Origin of the sequence: Bradyrhizobium sp. USDA 241, from assembly GCF_049739505.1 — a bacterium.
GTDB lineage: Bacteria > Pseudomonadota > Alphaproteobacteria > Rhizobiales > Xanthobacteraceae > Bradyrhizobium > Bradyrhizobium liaoningense.
The window spans coordinates 3,558,528-3,578,620 of the sequence record NZ_JBMGPZ010000005.1 but is presented as its reverse complement, the minus strand read 5'-3'; the positions used below and the strand labels follow the sequence as shown (position 1 = coordinate 3,578,620).

Sequence of the window (20,093 nt, the reverse complement as noted above, 5' to 3'; positions counted from 1 at the left end):
GTCACGGCTGAGCCGCGCTCCAGAGCATCGAGAGGCCGGCTGCGATCATGATCGCGTCCATCACCAGGCGGAACACGTCCGGCCTCAGATGCAGCACGAAGCGCTTTGCGATGAAGGCACCTGACATCAGCGAGGAGCCGGCGATCAGGCCCTTCATGAACACGTCGCCCGTTAGCGCGCCGAAACGCTCGAAGGTCACTGATTTCGCGAAGTAGAGGCCGAGCGATGAGGCCGCTTCGGTGGCGAGGAAGGCGCCCTTGCTGAGGCCGTAGAACAGGAACAGCGGCACGCTGAGCGGGCCGGTCGAGACCACGATGCCGGTGAGATAGCCGATGATCGCGCCGCCGACGGCCAGATGCCAGAGATTGGCCTTGAGGTCATGCCGCGCCAGCCAGTGCCGCACCGGCACCATCGCGATCAGGAAGATACCGATGGTGAGATCGACGACGTGCGAAGGCAGCGCCAGCAAGGTCCGTGCACCGAGCGCTGCGGCGGGAATGCCCGTGACCGAATAGGCCGCGCAGGCCCGCCAATCGACCTCGCGCCACCAAGCTAGGATCCGCGAGAAGTTCGCCATCACGGAGGCGACCGCCATGATCGGCACGGCCTCCTTCGGCCCATAGGCATAGACCAGCACCGGCATCAGCATGATCGACGAGCCGGTGCCGATGATGCCTGAGATGGTGCCGGCGACGAGGCCGACGCTGAGGACGAAGAGAAAGGCCAAGACAGTCTCCACGAATCGGGAGAGTTTAGCCCCTGGCAGCGAATCCGGCGATCCGCGCCAGGCAAGGGAACCCGTGCTGCGCCTACCGGTCTGAGCTCCGTCTCTCAGGCGTTCGGTGCAAGCGGCTTCGCAGCGACAATCGTGCGTCGCGGCGACACGCCGTCACGGAGCATGGAGATCAATTTCGCTCTCTTTGGCCACGGCGTGGCTGAATTTCGGTCTGATCTTGCGGCGCGCCGTGCGAGTTGCCATCATCCATGCAAACCGTGATCATGATGCCGTGACCCTCACGTCTCTCAGAAGCAGCGTCCGCCGCCTTTACGAGGGCGCAACGCCGAGCGGCGTGCGCTTCCGCTATGCGCTGCTCGCCTTCGACATCGTGACGGTGCTGTTCATCATCGCAACCTCATTCCTGCAGCCCAGTGAGATCATTGAAACGCTCGATGTCCTGTTCGGCGTCATGCTGCTTGCCGACTTCTCGGCTCGGCTCCTCGTCGATCGGCATCCGTTTCGAAAATTCACTGAGATCGCAACGTGGGCCGACATGGTTGCGATCGTATCCTTCCTGGCGCCGCTTGCCGGCGAGGCGGGCGGTTTTCTCCGGATCCTGCGAACCTTGGGGCTGCTTCGTGACTACCAGATGCTGGTGAGATTGCGCATCGATTCTCCGTTCTTTCGTCGCAACGAAGACGTCATCTTCGCCGTCACGAACCTGGCAGTCTTCATATTCGTCATGACCGGGATCGTTTACGAGACTCAGAAGTTTCGCAACGACGAGATCCGGAACTATGCCGATGCCCTGTATTTCACCGTCACGGCACTGACGACGACCGGCTTTGGCGACATTACCCTGTCGGGCACGGTCGGTCGTTTGATAACCGTCGTGATCATGATCTTCGGCGTAACGCTGTTCTTCAATCTCGCCCGCGCGCTCCTGAGTCCCAACAAGGTGCGATTTCCGTGTCCGGCTTGCGGGCTCCAGAGGCATGACGCCGATGCCGTGCATTGCAAGGCCTGTGGAACTCTTCTCAACATTCCGGATGACGGGGCAGTCTGAAGGGCTCTCGCTGCCGGCGATGCGGGTGGACGTCTTTCGATGGTGACATCATGCCAGTGTTTTGCCCGACGGATCAACGTATATTTCGGAATAGCCGTAAGCCATTGACCGGACAGGGGTCGGCTACTGTGCATGGGGTTGTTTTTCATTTTTTTGTTTTGACCGTCCCGCTGCTGAAAGCATGTCGGCAGCAGGGGCCGGCTACGACGATTTCGATCTGGATGCGGTGCCTGTGAACGTCATCGACGGCAGGAATTTGTGGTGAGGGTCACCGCAACACCACCCATGCCGGCGCGTGATCGCTCGCGCCATCCTCGCCGCGGATCTTCCTGTCGACGCCGGCTTTTGCCAGACTCGGGGCGAGGGCAGGGCTGAGCAGGAGATGATCGAGCCGCAGCCCTGCGTCGCGCGGCCAACGGTTTCGCTTGTAGTCCCAGAACGTGTAGATGCGCTGGGCCGGGTGCAACTCGCGCACCGCGTCGCACCAGCCTTGTTCGACCAGCGACGCAAAGGCCGCGCGGCTCTTCGGCTGGATCAGCGCATCCTTGTCCCATGATCGCGTCGGATAGATGTCGATCTCCGTTGGCGCCACGTTGTAGTCGCCGGCGAGCACCACGGGCAGATCCTGCTTGATGAACGTCTTGGCGTGGCGCTTGAGCCGCGCGAACCAGTCGAGCTTGTAGTCGAATTTCGGCCCCGGCTGCGGATTGCCGTTGGGCAGGTAGATGCTGGTGACGATGATGCCGCGCACGGCGGCTTCGATGTAGCGGGCTTCGAGATCGCCAGGCTTTCCCGGCAAGCGGTCGCGGGTGAGAATGGGCTCGGCATTGCGCGCAAGGATGGCGACGCCGTTCCATGTCTTCTGTCCACACCATACCGCACCGTAGCCGGCCTTTTCGATCGCAGCCGCCGGAAATTCGCCATCACTTGCCTTCAGCTCTTGAAGCGCGACGACATCGGGCTTTGCGACGCGCATCCATGCCAACAGATTGGGCAGGCGGCGGTTGATGTTGTTGATGTTGAATGTCGCGATCTTCATGTAGAGCTACCGGCTCCTGCCTTCCGTCACCGGAGATACAATGTCCAAATCGAGCTTTGTTGCCATCGCACTCGTCGTCGCGTTCTCCGGAGGCGCATCGGCACAATCGTCCGATCCGCGCGGTGCGTGCAAGGCGGACTACGACAAATTCTGCGCCGGCATCGCGCCGGGCGGCGGCCGGGTCGTCGCCTGCCTCAACGGCAAGCGCGACCAGCTCAGCGACACCTGCAAGGCGGCGCTGGATAGCCGGAAGAAGTAAGTCTCGTGTCCCGGACGCGCGTAGCGCGAGCCGGGACCCAACAGAAGGCGACACAGTGCACTGTTGAGATATGGGCCCCGGCTCTGCAGCGCACTACGCCGCGAAGTGCGGCGCATTGCGCTGCGTCCGGGGCACGAGAGCGTTGACTAAGACGGCAGCGGCGGCGGGGCCGCCGGCTGCTCGATCGGCGGTGGGGAAGGCGGCTGCTCGGCTCCCGTCGGCAGCGCCGACCGTTCCAGCGGCTCCACCACATCGCCGCCTTTGTAGACGCGCGCATAGCGGTGGCCGAGGCTCGTCAGCACCTCGTAGCCGATCGTGCCGAAATGGTGCGCGAGTTCGTCGACGGTGATGCCGTCGCCGAGCAGCGTCACCATGTGACCGCGCCGCGCCGCGTTCGGCGGCAGGTCGGTGATGTCGATGGCGATGAGGTCCATCGAGATGCGGCCCGCGATCGGGCAGCGCTTGCCGGCCACGATGACGTCGGCGCCGCGGGTGCCGTCATTGGAGCTGGCCGCACGGAAATAGCCGTCGGCATAGCCGACCGCGATGATCGCAAGTTTCGTAGGCCGCCGCGCGGTCCAGGTGCCGCCATAGCCGACGCTCTCGCCGCGCTCGATATTGCGGATCTGCACGATGCGCGCCTTGAGCTCGACCACCGGCTGCATCGGATTGTCGGCCTCCGGCGTCGGGTTGACGCCGTAGAGCGCGGCCCCCGGTCGGACCAGGTCGAACTGGAATGGCGCACCGAGGAAGATGCCGGAGGAATTCGCGAGCGCCGCCGGGACGCCCGTGAACTCGCTGGCAATGCTGCGGAAGGTCGCGAGCTGCTTGGCATTCATGGGGCTGTTGAGCTGCTCGGCCGAGACCAGATGGCTCATCACCAGCGTGATGCCGTGATCGCCGGCGTTGATGCGGGGGATGATGGCCTGCGCGTCCGCAAGCGTCAGTCCGAGCCGGTTCATGCCGGTGTCGATGTGAACAGCCGCGCCCCCGGTCCAGCCGCTGCGGCGGCAGAATACGTCCCATTCGGCGAGCTCGTTCAGATCGCCGATCACCGGACGGCAATTGATCTTGGCGTAGTGCTCGCCGGTGTTCTGGAAATAGCCGCCGAGCACGTAGATCGTGGGCTCCGGAACGGCGGCGCGCACTTTGCGCGCCTCCTCGAGGGTGGCGACGAAGAAGGTCCTGCAGCCCGCTTTGCTCAGCGCCCGTGACACCTGCTCGGCGCCGCAGCCATAGGCGTCGGCCTTGATCACCGCCGAGCATTCGGCCGGCACCGCCGTCTTCTCGAGCTTGCGCCAATTGGCGATGATGGCATCGAGATCGACGGTCAGCACGCCGCCATAGGCCGCGAGCGCGGCAGCCTGATTGGCCTCTGCGGAGGGAAGACCGGATTGCGGGATCGTTTTCGGGTCGGACGCCATTGTCATGGCGCCGTTTTACGCAAGAGGCAGGTCCGGTTCAACCCAGGGAACAATCTAGTAGTCGCTGCGATCCGGCAGCTGGCCGTCATGCGCGAGGTCGCCGAAGCGCGTGACCGAGGAATCGAAGTGCAGCTCGACCGTGCCGGTCGGGCCGTGGCGCTGCTTGCCGATGATGACTTCGGCCCGGCCCACCGTGCGTTCCATGTCGGCCTGCCATTTTGCGTGTTCCTCGGTGCCGGGACGCGGCTCCTTCATGGCGAGGTAATATTCCTCGCGGAACACGAACAGTACGACGTCGGCGTCCTGCTCGATCGAACCGGATTCGCGCAGGTCCGAGAGCTGGGGCCGCTTGTCGTCGCGCGATTCGACCTGACGCGAGAGCTGCGACAGCGCGATGACGGGGACGTTGAGCTCCTTGGCCAGCGCCTTGAGGCTGGTCGTGATCTCCGTGATTTCCTGTACGCGACTGTCGTTGGCGCGCTTGCTGGAGCCGGACAGAAGCTGGATGTAGTCGATCACGAGGAGGTCGAGGCCCTTCTGGCGCTTCAGCCGGCGCGCGCGCGCCATCAGCTGCGCGATCGAGAGGCCGCCGGTGGCGTCGACGTAGAACGGCAGCGACTGCAGCTCGATCGAGACCTGCCGGATCTTCTCGAAGTCGGCTTCCGAGATGCCGCCGCGCCGGATGTGGGAGGAGGGAATGCCGGTGCGCTCGGCCACGATACGCGTGGCGAGCTGGTCGGCCGACATTTCGCAGGAGAAGAAGCCGATCACGCCGCCATTGGCGGCCTTCATGGTGCCGTCGGCCTGCAGCTCCGGAACATAGGCTTGCGCGACGTTGTAGGCGATGTTGGTCGCCAGCGAGGTCTTGCCCATGCCGGGACGCCCCGCGACGATGATGAGGTCGGAGTGCTGCAGGCCGCCCATCTTGGTGTCGAGGTCGCGCAGGCCCGTCGAGATGCCCGACAGCTTTCCGTCGCGCTGGAACGCCTTTGCCGCGAGATCGACCGCGACCGTCAGCGCCTGCGAGAATTTCTGGAAGCCGCCGTCATAGCGGCCGGATTCGGCGAGTTCATAAAGCTTGCGCTCGGCGTCCTCGATCTGCGCCCGTGGCTGGAAGTCGACCGGTGCGTCGTAGGCGACGTTGACCATGTCCTCGCCGATGCCGATCAGGTCACGCCGCAACGACAGGTCGTAGACGGTGCGGCCATAGTCCTGGGCGTTGATGATGGTGGTGGCTTCGGCGGCGAGCCGCGCCAGATATTGTCCGATGGTCATGCCGCCGACATCGGTATCGGCTGGCAGGAACGTCTTCAGCGTGACGGGCGTCGCGATCTTGCCCATCCGGATCAGGCTGCCGGCGGTCTCGAAGATCGTCTGGTGCAGCGGCTCGAAGAAATGCTTCGCCTCCAGGAAGTCGGAGACACGGTAGAAGGCGTCGTTGTTGACCAGGATCGCACCCAGAAGGCTCTGTTCCGCCTCGATATTGTGCGGCGCGCTCCGATAGGCGGGAGTCCCGGCATCGGGCGCGAGTTTGAGAACGTTCGAATCAGTCAGGGCCATGGTCGGAGGTGCTTAGCAATTTTCTTGGGCGGATGCGGGGCCGGGATAAAGCGCCGCCGCAGGAGAAAGCGGAAGCAAAAGCTGATCGCTATCAACCGCTCAGTTAAAATGGTGGATGATTAGCGGTCGCAGCATGCGCCGCGCTTGACGGATTTCCGCGGAACCCGCGCGGCGCGGCAGCGGCCGCGCCATCGAAAAATACCGGAACCCATGAACCCTATTGACTGGCGGGCAGACGTATTGAGAGCGCGCGAAATGACGCACGCTGGCCGCGTTCGGCTCGGTTCAGACCAGCAGGAGGTAGACCAGCGCAACCAGGGCGGCCCCGACGCCGGTGACGATCAGGGCATAATCGGTACGGAGGTCGTCCGGCACGTCGAATGAGGTTTGGGTCTCTTTGCTCATGGCGACGGTCTAAGACAGCCCTGACCAGACTTATGTGAAGCAGATCACATCTCCCCGGATTCTTTCGGGGATAAGGCGGAACAGCCAGGCCGGTCGGGGATTGTCCCATTCCCGCGCCAACAGAGACGAGGCGAGCGATGCAGCCAGAACGGCAGCACCAGAACTGGCGAAGCGAGGCTGGCAGCCGGCTTTGGCTGTCCGGGTTGATCGCGGCCATGGAGCACGCGGAACGGCCCGACGTCCGTCGCCAGCCGGTCGCACCCGAGATCCTGCTGCAGCTGCGCGCGCAACTGGCGCTAACGGCCTCTTCCCGGACCTCCCTGATGTCGACCCTGCGTCACTAGCCCGTCTTATTCGCGAGAGGGCGCCTGAGAGGCTGGCGAGCGTGGTGTAAAGCGCTGATGCGGCGTAGGATTCGGTTGCGAAGCCACCCCATCACCTTCAACCGCGAACGCCACGCCCGCCATGACCGATGATACGATTTCAGACCACTATCGAGAAGCAAGAATTCAACACAAATAAAACCTCTGCCTCGCGCTCGATCTCTTCATGCTTGATAGTCTCGTTTCGGAGGCTGAGCACCTACCGCGTCTAATAGGCCGCTCGCGCCGGTTTCTTTGGACGCGGCACGACCGCGACTCCACGTTTCGGCACAGAAATGATCGGGAGTCACTCAATCTTTCTTCAACTTAACCCGTCTTATTCGTAAGAGTGCGCCTGAGGGGTAAAGCGCTGATGCGGCGTAGGATTCGGTTGCGAAGCCAACCCCATCACCTCCAACCGCGAACGCCACGCCCGCCATGACCGACGATACGATTCCGCCCTTCTCGTTTCCAGCCGTTCACGCCAAGAAAGTCACAGCTGCCTTCGATGGTGGGCGCCTAACCTCGAACGGGGGCGTGATGCTTCTGGCGATGGCCGAGCGGCGTCTCGGTTTGGCCAACAATCTGGCCCGGGTGTTCCCGGATCGGCGCGATCCGACGCGGGTCGTGCACAGCCTGGTCGATATGTTCCGCGCTCGCATGTTCGCGATCTGCTGCGGCTACGAGGACGCCGACGACCTCGATCATCTGAGGTCCGATCCGGCATTCAAGCTGGCCTGCGGTCGCCTACCGGACACGGGCCGGGATTTGTGTTCCCAGCCGACGCTGTCGCGGCTGGAGAATGCTCCGCGCCTGCGCGACGTGATCCGGCTGACCTACACTTTGGTAGAGCTGGCCCCGCAAATTCGGACAGTAGCTTGAGTGGATTTTCTGCCTGACAGCGGCGAGGATTCTTGCTGCGAATCAGGAGCGAAGATGACGAAGAAGAGCCGCCGGACGCATTCTCCGGCATTCAAGGCGAAGGTTGCTTTGGCTGCGGTCAAAGGCGACAAGACACTGGCGGAGCTGGCGCAACTGTTTGATGTTCATCCGAACCAGATCACGATCTGGAAAAACCAGCTCCTGGAAGGCGCCGCCGGCGTGTTTGGGCATGACAAGACATCGGCCGAGACGCCGGTCGATTTGAAGGCGTTACATGCCAAGATCGGCGAGCTGGCGTTGGAAAACGATTTTTTGTCCGGCGCGCTCACCAAGGCGGGCCTGCTGAGCGCAAAGCGATGATCGACCGCGATCATGATCTTTCTATCGTGCGCCAGGCGAAGGTCCTGAAGCTGGCTCGCAGCACGGTCTACTATGAACCTCGGCCAGTTTCGGCCGAGGACCTTGCCTTGATGCGTCGGCTCGATGAGCTGCATCTCGATTATCCCTTCGCGGGAGCGCGTATGCTGCGATCGTTGCTGCGGCGGGAGGGCGTATACGCCGGTCGCCGCCACATCGCGACGCTGATGAAGCGCATGGGGATCGAGGCGGTCTATCGTCGCCCGAACACGAGCAAGCCGGCTCCGGGTCACAAGATCTACCCGTACCTGTTGCGCGGATTGAAGATCGAGCGGCCCGACCATGCGTGGGCAATGGACATCACCTACATTCCGATGCGGCGTGGCTTCGTCTATCTCGCGGCGGTCGTCGATGTGTTCAGCCGACGGGTCCTGGCCCATCGCGTCTCGATCACAATGGAGGCGGCCTTCTGCGTCGAAGCGGTCCAGGAGGCGTTGGCGAAGCACGGCAGGCCCGAGATTTTCAACACGGATCAGGGCAGCCAGTTCACCAGCCTCGAGTTCACCGATGTGCTGCTGGACGCGAAGATCGCCATCAGCATGGACGGCAAGGGCGCCTGGCGCGACAACGTGTTTGTCGAGCGGCTCTGGCGCACGGTCAAATACGAAGAAGTATATCTCCGCGCCTACGACAGCGTGTCCGAGGCGCGAGCGTCAATTGCCAAGTATCTGGCCTTCTACAATCAGGGACGCCCTCACTCGAGCCTTGACGGACGAGGCTTACTTCGGCACGCAAGCTATGGTGATGGCCGCATGACCGTCGCCGACGGTTTTGTCGTCGCTCTGGTCGGGCTACGCCCTCCCGACGCAACGACAAAACCGTAAAGCCCCGCGTTCAGCATAACCCGGCAGGAATCCACTTAAATCCAGCGGGGCGCTGTCCAAACAACCGGGGCCAGCTCTCGTTAATAGAATCGCAGAATCTTACATGTCAAACGCGATGCTCAAATCCAGCTACGACCTCCCGAATTTACCGCCCCCCAACGCCTTTCCCGAAGACCCCGGGTCGCTGGCTGCCAAAGAGGTCGCGCGACTGAGCATTCTTGACGGCATGCGGGGAATTGCTGCCATCTGCGTCGTCTTTTTACATTTTTATGAACCCTTTCAGTTCGGTCCTCAGAACTGGATTCCTCGCGGTTATCTCGCTGTGGATTTTTTCTTTTGCTTGTCAGGGTATGTAATGGCATTTGCCTACGACCCTTTTCGCGTAGAATTGTCACCCACAGAACTTATTAAACGGCGTCTTATACGACTGCATCCGCTGGTCGTAATTGGCACCTTGTTGGGCTTCGTTGTGGTTGTAATCGGACGATTCTATGCGCCTGTGGCTGCCGCATTATTCAATTTTAGTGTCACGGAGTTTTTTATTCTCCTCACCTGCAGCGCACTTCTATTGCCGCACTTATTTCACAGCGATCCCAGCTTTCCTATTTTTCCTTTAGTCGCTCCCGCCTGGTCATTGCTTTGCGAGTATGTGGCGAACCTAACGTTTGCTCTTTTTCTGCGCCAACTATCGCTTCGATGGTTGCTAGCGATGCTCGCCTTCGCCGCGGTTGCAACGGCATACACGTGCTACGATTTCGGAAGCCTAAACGGCGGTTTCGACCGCAGAACCTTCTGGATTGGCTTTGTACGGGTAGGTTTTTCATTTATCGCGGGCGTTGTTGCTTACCGTATTGGCAGGCAACCGCTGTTGCCACGGGCAGCATATTACCTTCCACTTATTCTGCTTGCGTCCTTCTTTTGGCCCTTCCTTTGGAAGCCCTACGATTTCCTGATCGTCACAATCGTATATCCGCTCCTTGTTTGGCTGGGCGCTAATGCAATCGGGAGTCCGTCGATCAACCGTTTTAGCGAGTTTATCGGAGATCTTTCATATCCGCTTTATATGACCCACTACGTTCTACTCATGCTATTGTTCGGCGGAACTTCGGCAGGTTGGGTTGCGCAGAATCATGCAGCGCTAGCGGTACCAACCATGACGCTAGTTGCAATCGCTTTTAGCTTTCTTGTTAAGCGATATCTCGACGAACCGATCCGAGCCACTTTGCGTCGCAGATCATTTGAGCACCTCAAAGGCTAATGCAGGGCACTGCCGCAGGTATGCACGGATGGCCTCGACGGCCGCTGGAATATCGGCGTAGGCGTTACGCAGAAAGTGCCCGGTTTCGCGGGCCGCTTCGTGGCGGTCCGGGCGGCGGACGGCCCTGATCGTCGCAACAGTGCTGCAGGATGACCTTCGGAACACCATGGCACCCTTCAAGCAGACCACGCTCCCAGCCCACTACAGGGGCGACCAGACCTTCGGCAGGCCGAGTGGGAGCTATCGCTGAAAGTTGGTGACGGCGGGAATCGGGAAGGCGGCATATCGTGGGGGTGCTTGACGCCTCCACTTCTCCACCGAAGGAGCGATATGCCGTGTCCAACGATAACGTCACCAAGCTGATTCAGCCAGGAGTGTTCGACGACCAACTCACCGAAATCTTGCGTAACGGGGCCCGCGCTCTGTTGGCGCAGGCGGTCGAGGCCGAGGTCGCGGACTTTCTCGGCAAGCATGCCGATGTGAAGACCGAGGACGGCCAGCAGCGTGTGGTCCGCCACGGTCACCTGCCGGAGCGCGAGGTGATGACCGGGATCGGTCCAGTCTCCGTCCGCCAGCCGCGTGTGCGCGATCGCGAGGCCGCCGCCGCCGATCCCGACCGTATCCGGTTCTCGCCATCGGTCGTGCCGCCCTACATGCGGCGGTCGAAGTCGATCGAGACGCTGCTGCCGATCCTCTATTTGAAGGGGATCTCGACCGGCGACTTCTCCGAGGCGCTGGCGGCGCTGCTCGGCAAGGATGCTGCCGGGTTGTCGGCATCCGCCGTTGGTCGCCTGAAGGACGGCTGGCTCGACGAGTACGCCGCGTGGCAAAAGCGCGATCTTTCGGCCAGGCGCTATGTCTACATCTGGGCCGATGGCATCCATCTCGAAGCTCGCCTCGAGGACGAGAAGCAGTGCATCCTGGTGCTGATCGGCGCGACGCCGGAAGGCCGCAAGGAACTGGTCGGCTTCACCGATGGCGCCCGCGAGAGCGCGCACGATTGGCGCGATCTGCTGCTCGATCTGAAGCGGCGTGGGCTCGACGTGTCGCCGCGGCTCGTCATTGCCGACGGCGCGCTCGGGTTCTGGAAGGCCGCCGGTGAGGTCTGGCCGACAACGCGCGAGCAGCGCTGCTGGGTGCACAAGACCACCAACGTGCTCGCCAAGCTGCCAAAGAGCCAGCAGCCGAAAGCCAAACGCGCGCTGCAGGAGATTTGGATGGCGGAGTCCAAGGCCACCGCCGAGCTGGCATTCGACGCCTTCATCGAGAGCTACACACCCAAATACGAAAAGGCGGCCGACTGCCTCGGCAAGGATCGGGACACGCTGCTGGCTTTCTACGACTTCCCCGCCGAGCACTGGAAACACCTGCGGACGACCAATCCCATTGAAAGCACCTTCGCCACCGTGCGCCACCGCACGATCCGATCGAAGGGTTGCCTGTCCAACAGGACGGCGCTCGCGATGGTCTTCAAACTGGCCGAGGCCGCGCAGAAAAGTTGGCGTCGACTCGATGGTCACAACCAGTTGCCAAAACTCGTGCTCGGTGTGACATTCAACGACGGGATTGAGGTCATCGCCAAGCACGGCTGTCCGTGAGCCCAAAACCGCCGCCGCCTGACCGGCCCGGCCGTCACCAAAATTTGGCGATAGCTCGCCGAGTGGCTACCGACCGGAATACGGTGACATGCTGATCGATGCGACGAACAACGAGGGCATCAGCCTCACCGCCTTCGCCGGGCTGATCGGGGTGAGCCGGGACACGGTGTACAGGTGGATCAGGGAGCACAGCGACTTCTCCGACGCGGTGTCTCGCGCGCGGCCTGCTCGGGTGCTGTTCCTGGAGCGCAAGCTGTTGCGGGCGCGCAAGGGCGCGGAGACCAGCGCCGCCGTCTTCGCGCTGAAGAACGCAGACCCTGAGGAGTGGCGCGACGTGCGCTCGGTCGATCGTAAACGGTACGAGAGGCCCACGGAGCCACGGACTTGGTGCGGACGGCCTACGCACCGCGCTTGAAGCGTATAGGCATCCAGAACTGCCGGAGGGCCTCGACGGTTGCTGGAATGTTGCGCCAGGCGTTTTGGATGATGGGCTGCGTTCCCAGCGTGCGCCGGGCCGGGGGTAGCAAGGGTCGACCGGCGTCGTCGATGCAATGGACCAAGATCGGCCGCAGCATAAGGTGTTCGGTTCCATTCGGGGGGAGAAGCCGCGACCAGACGAGAAGCCGAAGCTTCATGACGGCGTAGAAGCCCATGCACCAGGGCTGCGGGTCGACTTCGCCGTCCGGTGATCGCACGAACAGCGGCTCGAAGCTCTCCGGTCTCGTCGACAGCGTCTCGCTGATAGCGTTGTGGCGCATCAGCGTGGCGGCGATTGCCGAGAACTCCTCGGTGTCGTGATTGAAGGCGTCGGGATCTACGCCGAGGAGCGGGCACACCCATTCCTCGGACGCCATCGAGACCGGCCCGGCGACGACCGCGGCCACCGCGCCATCGAGCATGGAGAGCGACGTCGCCCGCGGATGCCGAAGCGTCGGCGACCTGGCGCGCTTGCTGATCCATTGCCCGAGCCGTTCGAACGACATGGCATAGTCCGCCATCGTCGTCTTGCGTGCTTTTCGCGTTCCCCGCCCTTGCTTCGGCTTCGTCATGCCACGGCCCGCTTTTCGGCTTCGCGTGTGGCCTTCCAGTTCCAGGCCAGAAGTTCGTGAAGCTGGTTGGTCTTCGTGGCGCCGCTCACCATGCGATCGAGAACGTCGACGAGATACGCCTCGGGGTCGAGGCCATTCAATTTCGCTGTGTTAAGAAGCGAAGCGAGTATCGCCCAGGTCTCGCCCCCGCCTTCGTCACCACTGAACAACGAGTTCTTTTTTCCGATCGCAATTGGCCTGATCGATCGTTCGACCGTGTTGGTGTCCGGCTCGAGCCGCCCGTCATCCAGGAACGTCGTCAGGCCCTGCCAGCGTTCGAGCATGTAGTCGATCGCCTTGATGAGCGTCGAGCGGCGGGAGATCCCGTCCTTCACCGCGATCAGACGGGCCCTCAACGCCTCCATCAGCGGCTTCGTCTCGGCCTGTCGCGTCGCGCGGCGTTCCCCAGCATCGAGACCGCGGATCCTCTCCTCGATCGCGTAGACGGCCGCAATGCGCTCGATGACCTCCGCGGCGAAGGGTGAGTTCGTCGTCTTGTGCACCCTCACGAAGTTGCGGCGCGCGTGAACGAGACAATACAGAGCTGGCCCCGGTTGTTTGGACAGCGCCCCGCTGGATTTAAGTGGATTCCTGCCGGGTTATGCTGAACGCGGGGCTTTACGGTTTTGTCGTTGCGTCGGGAGGGCGTAGCCCGACCAGAGCGACGACAAAACCGTCGGCGACGGTCATGCGGCCATCACCATAGCTTGCGTGCCGAAGTAAGCCTCGTCGGGCGTGCGCCCGTCAAGGCTCGAGTGAGGGCGTCCCTGATTGTAGAAGGCCAGATACTTGGCAATTGACGCTCGCGCCTCGGACACGCTGTCGTAGGCGCGGAGATATACTTCTTCGTATTTGACCGTGCGCCAGAGCCGCTCGACAAACACGTTGTCGCGCCAGGCGCCCTTGCCGTCCATGCTGATGGCGATCTTCGCGTCCAGCAGCACATCGGTGAACTCGAGGCTGGTGAACTGGCTGCCCTGATCCGTGTTGAAAATCTCGGGCCTGCCGTGCTTCGCCAACGCCTCCTGGACCGCTTCGACGCAGAAGGCCGCCTCCATTGTGATCGAGACGCGATGGGCCAGGACCCGTCGGCTGAACACATCGACGACCGCCGCGAGATAGACGAAGCCACGCCGCATCGGAATGTAGGTGATGTCCATTGCCCACGCATGGTCGGGCCGCTCGATCTTCAATCCGCGCAACAGGTACGGGTAGATCTTGTGACCCGGAGCCGGCTTGCTCGTGTTCGGGCGACGATAGACCGCCTCGATCCCCATGCGCTTCATCAGCGTCGCGATGTGGCGGCGACCGGCGTATACGCCCTCCCGCCGCAGCAACGATCGCAGCATACGCGCTCCCGCGAAGGGATAATCGAGATGCAGCTCATCGAGCCGACGCATCAAGGCAAGGTCCTCGGCCGAAACTGGCCGAGGTTCATAGTAGACCGTGCTGCGAGCCAGCTTCAGGACCTTCGCCTGGCGCACGATAGAAAGATCATGATCGCGGTCGATCATCGCTTTGCGCTCAGCAGGCCCGCCTTGGTGAGCGCGCCGGACAAAAAATCGTTTTCCAACGCCAGCTCGCCGATCTTGGCATGTAACGCCTTCAAATCGACCGGCGTCTCGGCCGATGTCTTGTCATGCCCAAACACGCCGGCGGCGCCTTCCTGGAGCTGGTTTTTCCAGATCGTGATCTGGTTCGGATGAACATCAAACAGTTGCGCCAGCTCCGCCAGTGTCTTGTCGCCTTTGACCGCAGCCAAAGCAACCTTCGCCTTGAATGCCGGAGAATGCGTCCGGCGGCTCTTCTTCGTCATCTTCGCTCCTGATTCGCAGCAAGAATCCTCGCCGCTGTCAGGCAGAAAATCCACTCAAGCTACTGTCCGAATTTGCGGGGCCAGCTCTCTTGCTGCCGTTGTCCTGATCCTGCTGCACGGGCCGCAGCACGACATCTACGTCAATCCGCAATCGGTGACGACGATGCGCGCCGCGCCTGGCGGCGACGACAACAGGCTGGTGACGGGCCACGTGCGCTGCGTGCTCAATACCAGCGACGGCAAATTCATTTCCGTGACCGAGACCTGCGAGGAAGTGCGCAGGCTGTTCAGATAGTTCGACCCCCAGCAACTGACGTGCCCCTGCGCCGCAAGGCGTGGGGGCTATTTTTTTGGGTCTCGCGAACGCGGTGAAAGGCCGGGTGTTGCCTGTTCTTGTTCTTGATCCAGTGGTCGCATCGCCCGGCACGGTAGGCGCGGTCGCCGTGCTTCGACACCATCCCCTCCAGCCCGTGCAGGCAGGCGTGCCGGAACAGCTCGGGGCCGATCTCGCCCTGCTCATAGGGGGCGGCGAAGATGCCCTCGGGGCGGCGCGCCAGCAGCCGGGCGAGGTGGGGCTTGCGCAGCTTCAGCGGCAGGCTGCGGTAATCGTCGCCGTCGCCCGCCAGGATGTCGAAGGCGTAGAGCTGGACCTCGTCGTCGTGCCTGCGGGAGTGCAGGGCGTCGAAATCGGGCAGGCCGGTCATGGTCAGCACCACGGCCTCGCCATCGATCACGAAACGCTTCTGCCGGTTCTGCAGGGCCGCCTCGACGATCAGCGGATAGCGCTTGCTCCAGTCATGGCCGCCTTTGGTGAGCAGGCGCACCGACTTGTCCTGCCGCACCACGATCAGGCGGTAGCCGTCATATTTGATTTCATGCAGCCAGTCGGGGCCGAGGGGAACCGTGGCCCCCTTGACCGGCAGGGCTGGCTCAAAGGGCTTTGGCATTACGGTCAGCATATAGGCGGGCTGGGTGCGTTGCCCAGCCGTTTCCGAAAAATTACGAAATGCTCATGCCGCTTCAGACGCGCCGTCGGGCCCCATCATGCTGGGGACAATACGGAGTTGGCGGTGAGGAATCAGCTATGTTAGCGTGGTGCCACGTCAAGGGTGTTGGCGCACCCATGACGTGACTTTCGCGGGGCCTTGGTTGCGTCAGAAGACGAACGGCGGGACGGCCTTAGTCATCCAAGACAAGATCAGGATCACGAGGACAACAAAGCCGCATCCGGTAACACCGGATGCGGTGATGTCCATGGGGCCGACCTTCACGGCGAGAGACTGCATTTAAATCACCATCCTTTCCATTTGACAGTTGCGTTTCAGGTGCATCCGAATCGGCTCGGACCACCATGCCTACATTGAACATCGACGCGCCTACTCGACGCAACGCGCAATGTAGGCACTCATACGCGCCGAGTGACTTACGAACAGGCACCTGCCCGCATTTTGTGCGAGCAACAGCTAATTTCCAGAAAATGTCACCTGGTCGCAACATCCGGGCAAACCGGGGATCACGCGTGGCTGTGGTGCAACAGAAACTGCTGCAGCGACGGCGACGCCTCACTTGACGGCTGCGCGGCGACCGGCTGGAATGTGGGCGCAGCCTCGCGGGAGAAGAGTATGCGTTCCTCGCCTTCGATTGCTCCGGGCGCGGAGCGGGACATCTACATGGTGCTCGATGACTATGGCCAACCGCTCGGCCGGGCGTGGCCCGAGATGGACGAGGCGCACACTGAACGCGAGACCCTGCTGCGCCACCTGATTGAGGGGCAGTACCACAACCCCGCCAGGATCGTCTGTTTCAACCCCGGCGCGGGCTGGGCGCAGGACGCCTCGGACGAGATCGCCGTCGAGCTGCGGCAGCGCTGCACCGACCGCGATGAGGTGCCTCCGTCGCTGGAGACGTTCCTCGCAACGCACGGGCAGGGCGCGGCGATCCAGCTCCTCCTGTTGTAGACGTCAGGCGTCCGACGTCGCGGAGAAAAGAAAAGCGGAGGCGCGTTTCCGGCCTCCGCTTTCATTTCGTTACATCAGCGCCTTGATGATCGCGGCGATGCCGAAGAGGCAGGCCGCGACATTGACGCGAATGAGGATGGTAGTCGTTCTGGGCTTCATAAACTGCTTTCACGAAGCGTGGAGCCCCCTTCAGTTTGTGAGCGGCCGAAACTTACACTGATTCGCGTCAGCGCCGGAACCCGTGAGGTTTCGGGGATGCGGTTATGAACGCCTCCAGTCCCATGCGAGGGCATCGCCATGACAGCCCTCACCAGACGCCGCAGCGACAAAGAGCACCAGGAGACTTGGAACGTCTATTTCGGCGACGTGTGCGTCGGGTCGATTGGTGTGCGTGCGGGCGTGCCGACCAGCGCCGACCAATGGGGCTGGCGCATCGGCTTCTATCCCGGCACGGAGCCGGGCACGCATCGATCCGGCTCGGCCGGGACGTTCGACGAGGCCCGCGTTGCGTTCGAGAGCGCGTGGCGGCAAGTGGAGCCGACGCTCACTGAGGACAATTACGAGGCGTGGCGGCTCAGCCGCGACTACCATGCGTGGAAATATCGCATGTGGGCTGAGGGGTGCCGAATGCCGACGCAGAACCAGAACGGCCAGTCAACGTGCTTCTGCGGCGCGCCGATCTCCATCGGTATCGAGGAGCACATCCACACGGTTCACCGGGGTATTGGCGCATGAGACACGTTGAACAGCGGCCCTACGCCGACCCGGAAGCCGCCGCCCGCAAACTGATCGAGCTGGCTGCCAGCATCCCGCCGGTTCAGGATGGCCGCATCCACATCGAGAAAATCAACGCGCCGTTCCTCTACACGCTCAAGGGTAGGGGTGCGGAGTTCGGGGCTGGCATCGATTACGCCGTCGAGAAGGGCTGGCTCGAATTGCACGAGAGCGGCACCTATGTGCGTCTGCTGGCACCGGGCCAAGACCTGCTCAAATAGTCACGTCGGTCGGCCGATCTTCCAGCCGACAATGAACACGGCGCACTTGGGCGCGTCGTCCCACTCGACCCAGTAGACGTAGTCGGCGCTCATTCGCTTTGCGAAAGCTGCATCGACCTCGCGCGTGTCGATGGAGCCGAGAACGGTGCCGAATGCCCCCACGGCGTTTATGTCGCGCGGCTCGGCCCGCGTCTTCATGATCCGCGAACCGTTGGGGATTGCGCCTCTGGCCTGATGCCGGGAGAAGCCTCCGATCCAGCCCGGCTCGTTCGCCATCTCCAGCTTCATGTCGCGGTGGCTCCGTTGAGGAACGCGGGCACGACGACGGCGCTGCTGGTCTTCGGTCCCTTCTTCTTCGCGGCCACCTTGGCAGGTTTCTTTGCTGCTGCCTTCTCCTTCGCCGCCCGCTCGGCTTCCTCGCGCGCGATCTTCTGCGCGGTCTTCCAGTGGAGTTTCTTCGGCTTCACCTCGTCCTGCTTCGGCGGCTTCAGCTTGACCTGTCCCCGGAAAATCTCAACCTCGTCGTGGGACTTGAGATATTGCAGCTTCAGCTTGATCTGCTCGGGCTTCAACCCGGTGTCGCGCGGCAGGGTGTCGATGTTCGTCCAGCGGTCATGCGCGAGGTACTCGACCAGCTTGATGCTGCGCGACGAGGCTGGTGCCAGTTTGACCTCCACGGGTTTCGGCACGTAGGTCGAGATCGTGTCGCGCACGCCCGTGACGATCTTGACGAGGCGCACGACCAGCTCGGCGAGGTCGGCCATCTCGCCACGCATCGCGGCGACCTGATCGGGGATCGGCAGCACCTCGACCGGCAGCGACAGCGCCTGCTCGACCTTCAGCTTCTCGGGCTTCTTCGGTTTGTCGGTGGACATCTTCAGCGAAACATTGTCGGCGCGTAACAGGCGGCGCACGTCCGCCCGTGTATTCATGCGTGAGCGCCAGTCACTGGTCGTCTTCGCAACGACAATCTTGCGCACCTCCTTCTCGGGGACGACCTGCCACGCGATCTCGATGTGGCCGCCGTTGGTGTCGCGTAGTTGCGGCCGGATGCCGTGCGCCTTCAGCTCGTTGATTGCGACCTCGGTGAGTTCGTTCTGATAGGCCATGGTTCTCATTCCTCGTTCAGGACTGGTAGAGAAGGTGCTGGTGCCGACGCGCCGCCTCGAAGCGTTCGAGGTTCATCAGCTGCGTGCGGAAGTGGTCTGACAGGTTGGCGGTCTTGCCGAACCAGAGCCACTCGATGCTCATGCCGGGGATGCGGTCCATGAGCTGCAGTGCCATCGCGCGGCCCATCGGATAACCCTGCTCGTAATTGTTCCAGCGTGCTGTGCTGACGCCGACGCGGCGGGCGAAGTCTTTCTGGTTCTCGCCGCTGACCATCTCGCGCATGAGGCGCAGGCGGCGGACATAGGCCTCGGTGCCGAACCCGAGAGCCTCGCGTTCTGCTTGCGGCGCGGCAGCGTGCCCATCAGGCATCCTTGGTCTGCGGCAGGAGCGGGCTCATGACTTGCCCCGGATCAGGAGACGCATCGCGTCTTGCCCCTCGGGGCTCTTGGCCCATTCGTCGCTCTCCTCGGCCGAGGCGTCGAAATCCCCGTTCATCGCGCGGTCGCGCAACGCGACGATCTCGCAGAAGCGGGTGGCGTCGTTCGCTTTTCCGGCGTCATCAGCCGCCAGGGCGAGATCACGCATGAGCTGAATCTCGGGCAGATCGAGCGGCGACAGGAAATCGTGGTAATAGCCCGTCGCGGCCTTGTCGGCCATCTTGGCGAGACCAACTTCGCGTAGCGCTGCCGCCAGCTTGTCCTTGGTGTGCTCAGTCATGTGCGTGCTCCGTGTTCTAGCGTTTCGCCCGGCGCAGGGTGACCGAAGGGAGTTCACCAAATTCGTCTTTGTAGTAGTTGGTAAAATCCGGTGCCCGCCTGAAGCCGTATTTGCGCGCGGCGTCTTGGACGAAGACATCGCCGGTCTGGATCATCTTGCGCGCCGCACGTAGGCGGTAGGCGCGCGCCGCTTCGATGGGCGATCTGTCGTAGCGTTCGACGAAGATGTGGAGCAGCGCGCGCCGGTTCAGCTTGAACACGCGGCACAGATACTTGATCGAGGTGGGTTTGGTGATGCGCTCGGCCAGATGCTGGTCGATCTGCTTTGCCAGTTTGCGGTTCTTCTTAGGCTCGTTCATTATTATTCCCCTGTTGTTTGCGAGATGTCACAGCCACGTCTCCACGATCTTGGCGTCGTCCTGGGGGAGCGGCGCAGGCAAGTGAGACCGGCCATGCGCAGCATCATGCGCAGGCTTGTTAGCCCGTCCTATTCGTGAGAGTGCGGCTTTTGGGCCCGATTGATGCGGCCGCACATCTTGTCTGACGAGGCGCACAGGATTGCCTTCGGCTTTTCGCCGCCTGACGACCGGTACTTTGC

At 62.3% G+C, this 20,093-nt stretch carries 23 protein-coding genes and 3 pseudogenes; 12 read left to right on the top strand and 14 right to left on the bottom strand.

The genetic code is table 11. The annotated features are described in order from the left end of the window. Window position 1 precedes the first annotated feature (1 nt). The gene (locus ABIF91_RS39240; protein WP_028178046.1) at window positions 2-727 is read right to left on the bottom strand and encodes a sulfite exporter TauE/SafE family protein; all 726 of its coding nucleotides are present in this window, start codon (window positions 725-727) and stop codon (window positions 2-4) included. 280 nt (window positions 728-1,007) lie between these two features. Here ABIF91_RS39240 and ABIF91_RS39235 point away from each other — a divergent pair, with 280 nt between their 5' ends. Then, complete coding sequence (locus tag ABIF91_RS39235; protein WP_028178047.1) at window positions 1,008-1,784, top strand: potassium channel family protein; 777 nt, start codon at window positions 1,008-1,010, stop codon at window positions 1,782-1,784. Between the two features lie 268 nt (window positions 1,785-2,052). Here ABIF91_RS39235 and ABIF91_RS39230 read toward each other — a convergent pair whose 3' ends face one another. Further along, window positions 2,053-2,823 (bottom strand): exodeoxyribonuclease III, encoded by a 771-nt coding sequence (locus ABIF91_RS39230; RefSeq protein WP_028178048.1) that lies wholly within the window; start codon window positions 2,821-2,823, stop codon window positions 2,053-2,055. Between the two features lie 40 nt (window positions 2,824-2,863). On the opposite strand from ABIF91_RS39230, the gene ABIF91_RS39225 reads away from it, so the two are divergent. Then, window positions 2,864-3,082, top strand: coding sequence for a cysteine rich repeat-containing protein (locus ABIF91_RS39225; protein ID WP_028178049.1), 219 nt, complete (start codon window positions 2,864-2,866; stop codon window positions 3,080-3,082). A gap of 146 nt (window positions 3,083-3,228) precedes the next feature. On the opposite strand, the gene alr is transcribed toward ABIF91_RS39225, so the two are convergent. Together alr and ABIF91_RS39215 are read right to left on the bottom strand one after the other, a co-directional pair. Beyond that, on the bottom strand, window positions 3,229-4,506 hold the full coding sequence (alr, locus tag ABIF91_RS39220; protein ID WP_028178050.1) for an alanine racemase: 1,278 nt from the start codon (window positions 4,504-4,506) through the stop codon (window positions 3,229-3,231). Between the two features lie 54 nt (window positions 4,507-4,560). Continuing rightward, window positions 4,561-6,066 (bottom strand): replicative DNA helicase, encoded by a 1,506-nt coding sequence (locus tag ABIF91_RS39215; protein ID WP_028178051.1) that lies wholly within the window; start codon window positions 6,064-6,066, stop codon window positions 4,561-4,563. A 542-nt stretch (window positions 6,067-6,608) separates the two neighbouring features. On the opposite strand from ABIF91_RS39215, the gene ABIF91_RS39210 reads away from it, so the two are divergent. From ABIF91_RS39210 to ABIF91_RS39185, 6 genes and pseudogenes are all read left to right on the top strand, one after another. Beyond that, window positions 6,609-6,815, top strand: a complete 207-nt coding sequence (locus ABIF91_RS39210) for a hypothetical protein (RefSeq protein ID WP_028178053.1) — start codon at window positions 6,609-6,611, stop codon at window positions 6,813-6,815. 456 nt (window positions 6,816-7,271) lie between these two features. Beyond that, window positions 7,272-7,685: pseudogene (locus ABIF91_RS39205) on the top strand (transposase); the annotation flags it as partial. Between the two features lie 84 nt (window positions 7,686-7,769). Continuing rightward, window positions 7,770-8,888: pseudogene (locus ABIF91_RS39200) on the top strand (IS3-like element ISRj2 family transposase). 171 nt (window positions 8,889-9,059) lie between these two features. After that, a complete protein-coding gene (locus ABIF91_RS39195; RefSeq protein WP_245285615.1) occupies window positions 9,060-10,214 on the top strand; it encodes an acyltransferase family protein in 1,155 nt (384 codons plus the stop codon). Window positions 10,215-10,549: 335 nt separating this feature from the next. Then, window positions 10,550-11,834, top strand: a pseudogene (locus ABIF91_RS39190) (IS256 family transposase). 66 nt (window positions 11,835-11,900) lie between these two features. Continuing rightward, a complete protein-coding gene (locus tag ABIF91_RS39185) occupies window positions 11,901-12,227 on the top strand; it encodes a hypothetical protein (protein WP_424579731.1) in 327 nt (108 codons plus the stop codon). Here ABIF91_RS39185 and ABIF91_RS39180 read toward each other — a convergent pair. The 3 genes from ABIF91_RS39180 to ABIF91_RS39170 all read right to left on the bottom strand — a co-directional run bounded on the left by ABIF91_RS39180 (window position 12,211) and on the right by ABIF91_RS39170 (window position 14,716). Next, the gene (locus ABIF91_RS39180; protein ID WP_063712394.1) at window positions 12,211-12,861 is read right to left on the bottom strand and encodes a UPF0149 family protein; all 651 of its coding nucleotides are present in this window, start codon (window positions 12,859-12,861) and stop codon (window positions 12,211-12,213) included. The two genes, ABIF91_RS39185 and ABIF91_RS39180, sit on opposite strands and share 17 nt — an antisense overlap. Then, on the bottom strand, window positions 12,858-13,442 hold the full coding sequence (gene tnpC, locus ABIF91_RS39175) for an IS66 family transposase (RefSeq protein ID WP_424579854.1): 585 nt from the start codon (window positions 13,440-13,442) through the stop codon (window positions 12,858-12,860). Before tnpC ends, ABIF91_RS39180 begins: the two co-directional genes overlap by 4 nt. Window positions 13,443-13,586: 144 nt before the next feature. Beyond that, window positions 13,587-14,716 (bottom strand): IS3-like element ISRj2 family transposase gene (locus tag ABIF91_RS39170; RefSeq protein WP_424579845.1). Its coding sequence is split into 2 segments (ribosomal slippage): window positions 13,587-14,464 and window positions 14,464-14,716, totalling 1,131 coding nucleotides; the frame shifts between segments, so codons are not numbered across the junction. Between the two features lie 163 nt (window positions 14,717-14,879). On the opposite strand from ABIF91_RS39170, the gene ABIF91_RS39165 reads away from it, so the two are divergent. Next, window positions 14,880-15,011: a hypothetical protein gene (locus ABIF91_RS39165; RefSeq protein WP_424579730.1), complete on the top strand. Its 132-nt coding sequence runs from the start codon at window positions 14,880-14,882 to the stop codon at window positions 15,009-15,011. On the opposite strand, the gene ABIF91_RS39160 is transcribed toward ABIF91_RS39165, so the two are convergent. Continuing rightward, window positions 15,004-15,675: a DNA ligase gene (locus tag ABIF91_RS39160; protein ID WP_424579729.1), complete on the bottom strand. Its 672-nt coding sequence runs from the start codon at window positions 15,673-15,675 to the stop codon at window positions 15,004-15,006. The genes ABIF91_RS39165 and ABIF91_RS39160 overlap by 8 nt on opposite strands. Window positions 15,676-15,870: 195 nt before the next feature. Then, entirely contained in the window at window positions 15,871-16,002 is a 132-nt protein-coding gene (locus ABIF91_RS39155) for a hypothetical protein (RefSeq protein WP_283805430.1), read from the bottom strand. Between the two features lie 336 nt (window positions 16,003-16,338). Here ABIF91_RS39155 and ABIF91_RS39150 point away from each other — a divergent pair, with 336 nt between their 5' ends. From ABIF91_RS39150 to ABIF91_RS39140, 3 genes are all read left to right on the top strand, one after another. Further along, window positions 16,339-16,674: a hypothetical protein gene (locus tag ABIF91_RS39150; RefSeq protein ID WP_028182105.1), complete on the top strand. Its 336-nt coding sequence runs from the start codon at window positions 16,339-16,341 to the stop codon at window positions 16,672-16,674. Between the two features lie 297 nt (window positions 16,675-16,971). Beyond that, window positions 16,972-17,409 carry a hypothetical protein gene (locus ABIF91_RS39145; RefSeq protein ID WP_028182106.1) on the top strand — a complete coding sequence of 146 codons (438 nt, stop codon included), beginning with the start codon at window positions 16,972-16,974 and terminating at the stop codon, window positions 17,407-17,409. Next, window positions 17,406-17,669, top strand: coding sequence for a hypothetical protein (locus ABIF91_RS39140; protein WP_028182107.1), 264 nt, complete (start codon window positions 17,406-17,408; stop codon window positions 17,667-17,669). The genes ABIF91_RS39145 and ABIF91_RS39140 overlap by 4 nt, the downstream gene beginning before the upstream one ends. Here ABIF91_RS39140 and ABIF91_RS39135 read toward each other — a convergent pair whose 3' ends face one another. The 5 genes from ABIF91_RS39135 to ABIF91_RS39115 are packed head-to-tail and all read right to left on the bottom strand — an operon-like array spanning window position 17,670 to window position 19,854. Further along, window positions 17,670-17,957, bottom strand: coding sequence for a hypothetical protein (locus tag ABIF91_RS39135; protein WP_028182108.1), 288 nt, complete (start codon window positions 17,955-17,957; stop codon window positions 17,670-17,672). Continuing rightward, window positions 17,954-18,778, bottom strand: coding sequence for a hypothetical protein (locus ABIF91_RS39130; protein WP_028182109.1), 825 nt, complete (start codon window positions 18,776-18,778; stop codon window positions 17,954-17,956). Before ABIF91_RS39130 ends, ABIF91_RS39135 begins: the two co-directional genes overlap by 4 nt. A 16-nt stretch (window positions 18,779-18,794) precedes the next feature. Next, complete coding sequence (locus ABIF91_RS39125) at window positions 18,795-19,148, bottom strand: helix-turn-helix domain-containing protein (protein WP_028182110.1); 354 nt, start codon at window positions 19,146-19,148, stop codon at window positions 18,795-18,797. A gap of 24 nt (window positions 19,149-19,172) precedes the next feature. Continuing rightward, on the bottom strand, window positions 19,173-19,496 hold the full coding sequence (locus tag ABIF91_RS39120) for a hypothetical protein (RefSeq protein WP_028182111.1): 324 nt from the start codon (window positions 19,494-19,496) through the stop codon (window positions 19,173-19,175). 16 nt (window positions 19,497-19,512) lie between these two features. Beyond that, a complete protein-coding gene (locus ABIF91_RS39115) occupies window positions 19,513-19,854 on the bottom strand; it encodes a helix-turn-helix domain-containing protein (protein ID WP_028182112.1) in 342 nt (113 codons plus the stop codon). Window positions 19,855-20,093: the final 239 nt, after the last annotated feature.

Excerpts from the sequence above, each read along its gene's own strand:
- ABIF91_RS39155 (WP_283805430.1), bottom strand. The coding sequence starts at position 16,002 with ATGCAGTCTCTCGCCGTGAAGGTCGGCCCCATGGACATCACCGCATCC.
- ABIF91_RS39125 (WP_028182110.1), bottom strand. The coding sequence starts at position 19,148 with ATGCCTGATGGGCACGCTGCCGCGCCGCAAGCAGAACGCGAGGCTCTC.
- ABIF91_RS39160 (WP_424579729.1), bottom strand. The coding sequence starts at position 15,675 with ATGCTGACCGTAATGCCAAAGCCCTTTGAGCCAGCCCTGCCGGTCAAG.
- ABIF91_RS39140 (WP_028182107.1), top strand. The coding sequence starts at position 17,406 with ATGAGACACGTTGAACAGCGGCCCTACGCCGACCCGGAAGCCGCCGCC.
- ABIF91_RS39135 (WP_028182108.1), bottom strand. The coding sequence starts at position 17,957 with ATGAAGCTGGAGATGGCGAACGAGCCGGGCTGGATCGGAGGCTTCTCC.
- ABIF91_RS39180 (WP_063712394.1), bottom strand. The coding sequence starts at position 12,861 with ATGACGAAGCCGAAGCAAGGGCGGGGAACGCGAAAAGCACGCAAGACG.
- ABIF91_RS39120 (WP_028182111.1), bottom strand. The coding sequence starts at position 19,496 with ATGACTGAGCACACCAAGGACAAGCTGGCGGCAGCGCTACGCGAAGTT.
- alr (WP_028178050.1), bottom strand. The coding sequence starts at position 4,506 with ATGGCGTCCGACCCGAAAACGATCCCGCAATCCGGTCTTCCCTCCGCA.
- ABIF91_RS39115 (WP_028182112.1), bottom strand. The coding sequence starts at position 19,854 with ATGAACGAGCCTAAGAAGAACCGCAAACTGGCAAAGCAGATCGACCAG.
- ABIF91_RS39145 (WP_028182106.1), top strand. The coding sequence starts at position 16,972 with ATGACAGCCCTCACCAGACGCCGCAGCGACAAAGAGCACCAGGAGACT.
- ABIF91_RS39230 (WP_028178048.1), bottom strand. The coding sequence starts at position 2,823 with ATGAAGATCGCGACATTCAACATCAACAACATCAACCGCCGCCTGCCC.
- ABIF91_RS39165 (WP_424579730.1), top strand. The coding sequence starts at position 14,880 with ATGCGCGCCGCGCCTGGCGGCGACGACAACAGGCTGGTGACGGGCCAC.
- ABIF91_RS39195 (WP_245285615.1), top strand. The coding sequence starts at position 9,060 with ATGTCAAACGCGATGCTCAAATCCAGCTACGACCTCCCGAATTTACCG.
- ABIF91_RS39210 (WP_028178053.1), top strand. The coding sequence starts at position 6,609 with ATGCAGCCAGAACGGCAGCACCAGAACTGGCGAAGCGAGGCTGGCAGC.
- ABIF91_RS39185 (WP_424579731.1), top strand. The coding sequence starts at position 11,901 with ATGCTGATCGATGCGACGAACAACGAGGGCATCAGCCTCACCGCCTTC.
- ABIF91_RS39150 (WP_028182105.1), top strand. The coding sequence starts at position 16,339 with ATGCGTTCCTCGCCTTCGATTGCTCCGGGCGCGGAGCGGGACATCTAC.
- ABIF91_RS39215 (WP_028178051.1), bottom strand. The coding sequence starts at position 6,066 with ATGGCCCTGACTGATTCGAACGTTCTCAAACTCGCGCCCGATGCCGGG.
- ABIF91_RS39225 (WP_028178049.1), top strand. The coding sequence starts at position 2,864 with ATGTCCAAATCGAGCTTTGTTGCCATCGCACTCGTCGTCGCGTTCTCC.
- ABIF91_RS39130 (WP_028182109.1), bottom strand. The coding sequence starts at position 18,778 with ATGGCCTATCAGAACGAACTCACCGAGGTCGCAATCAACGAGCTGAAG.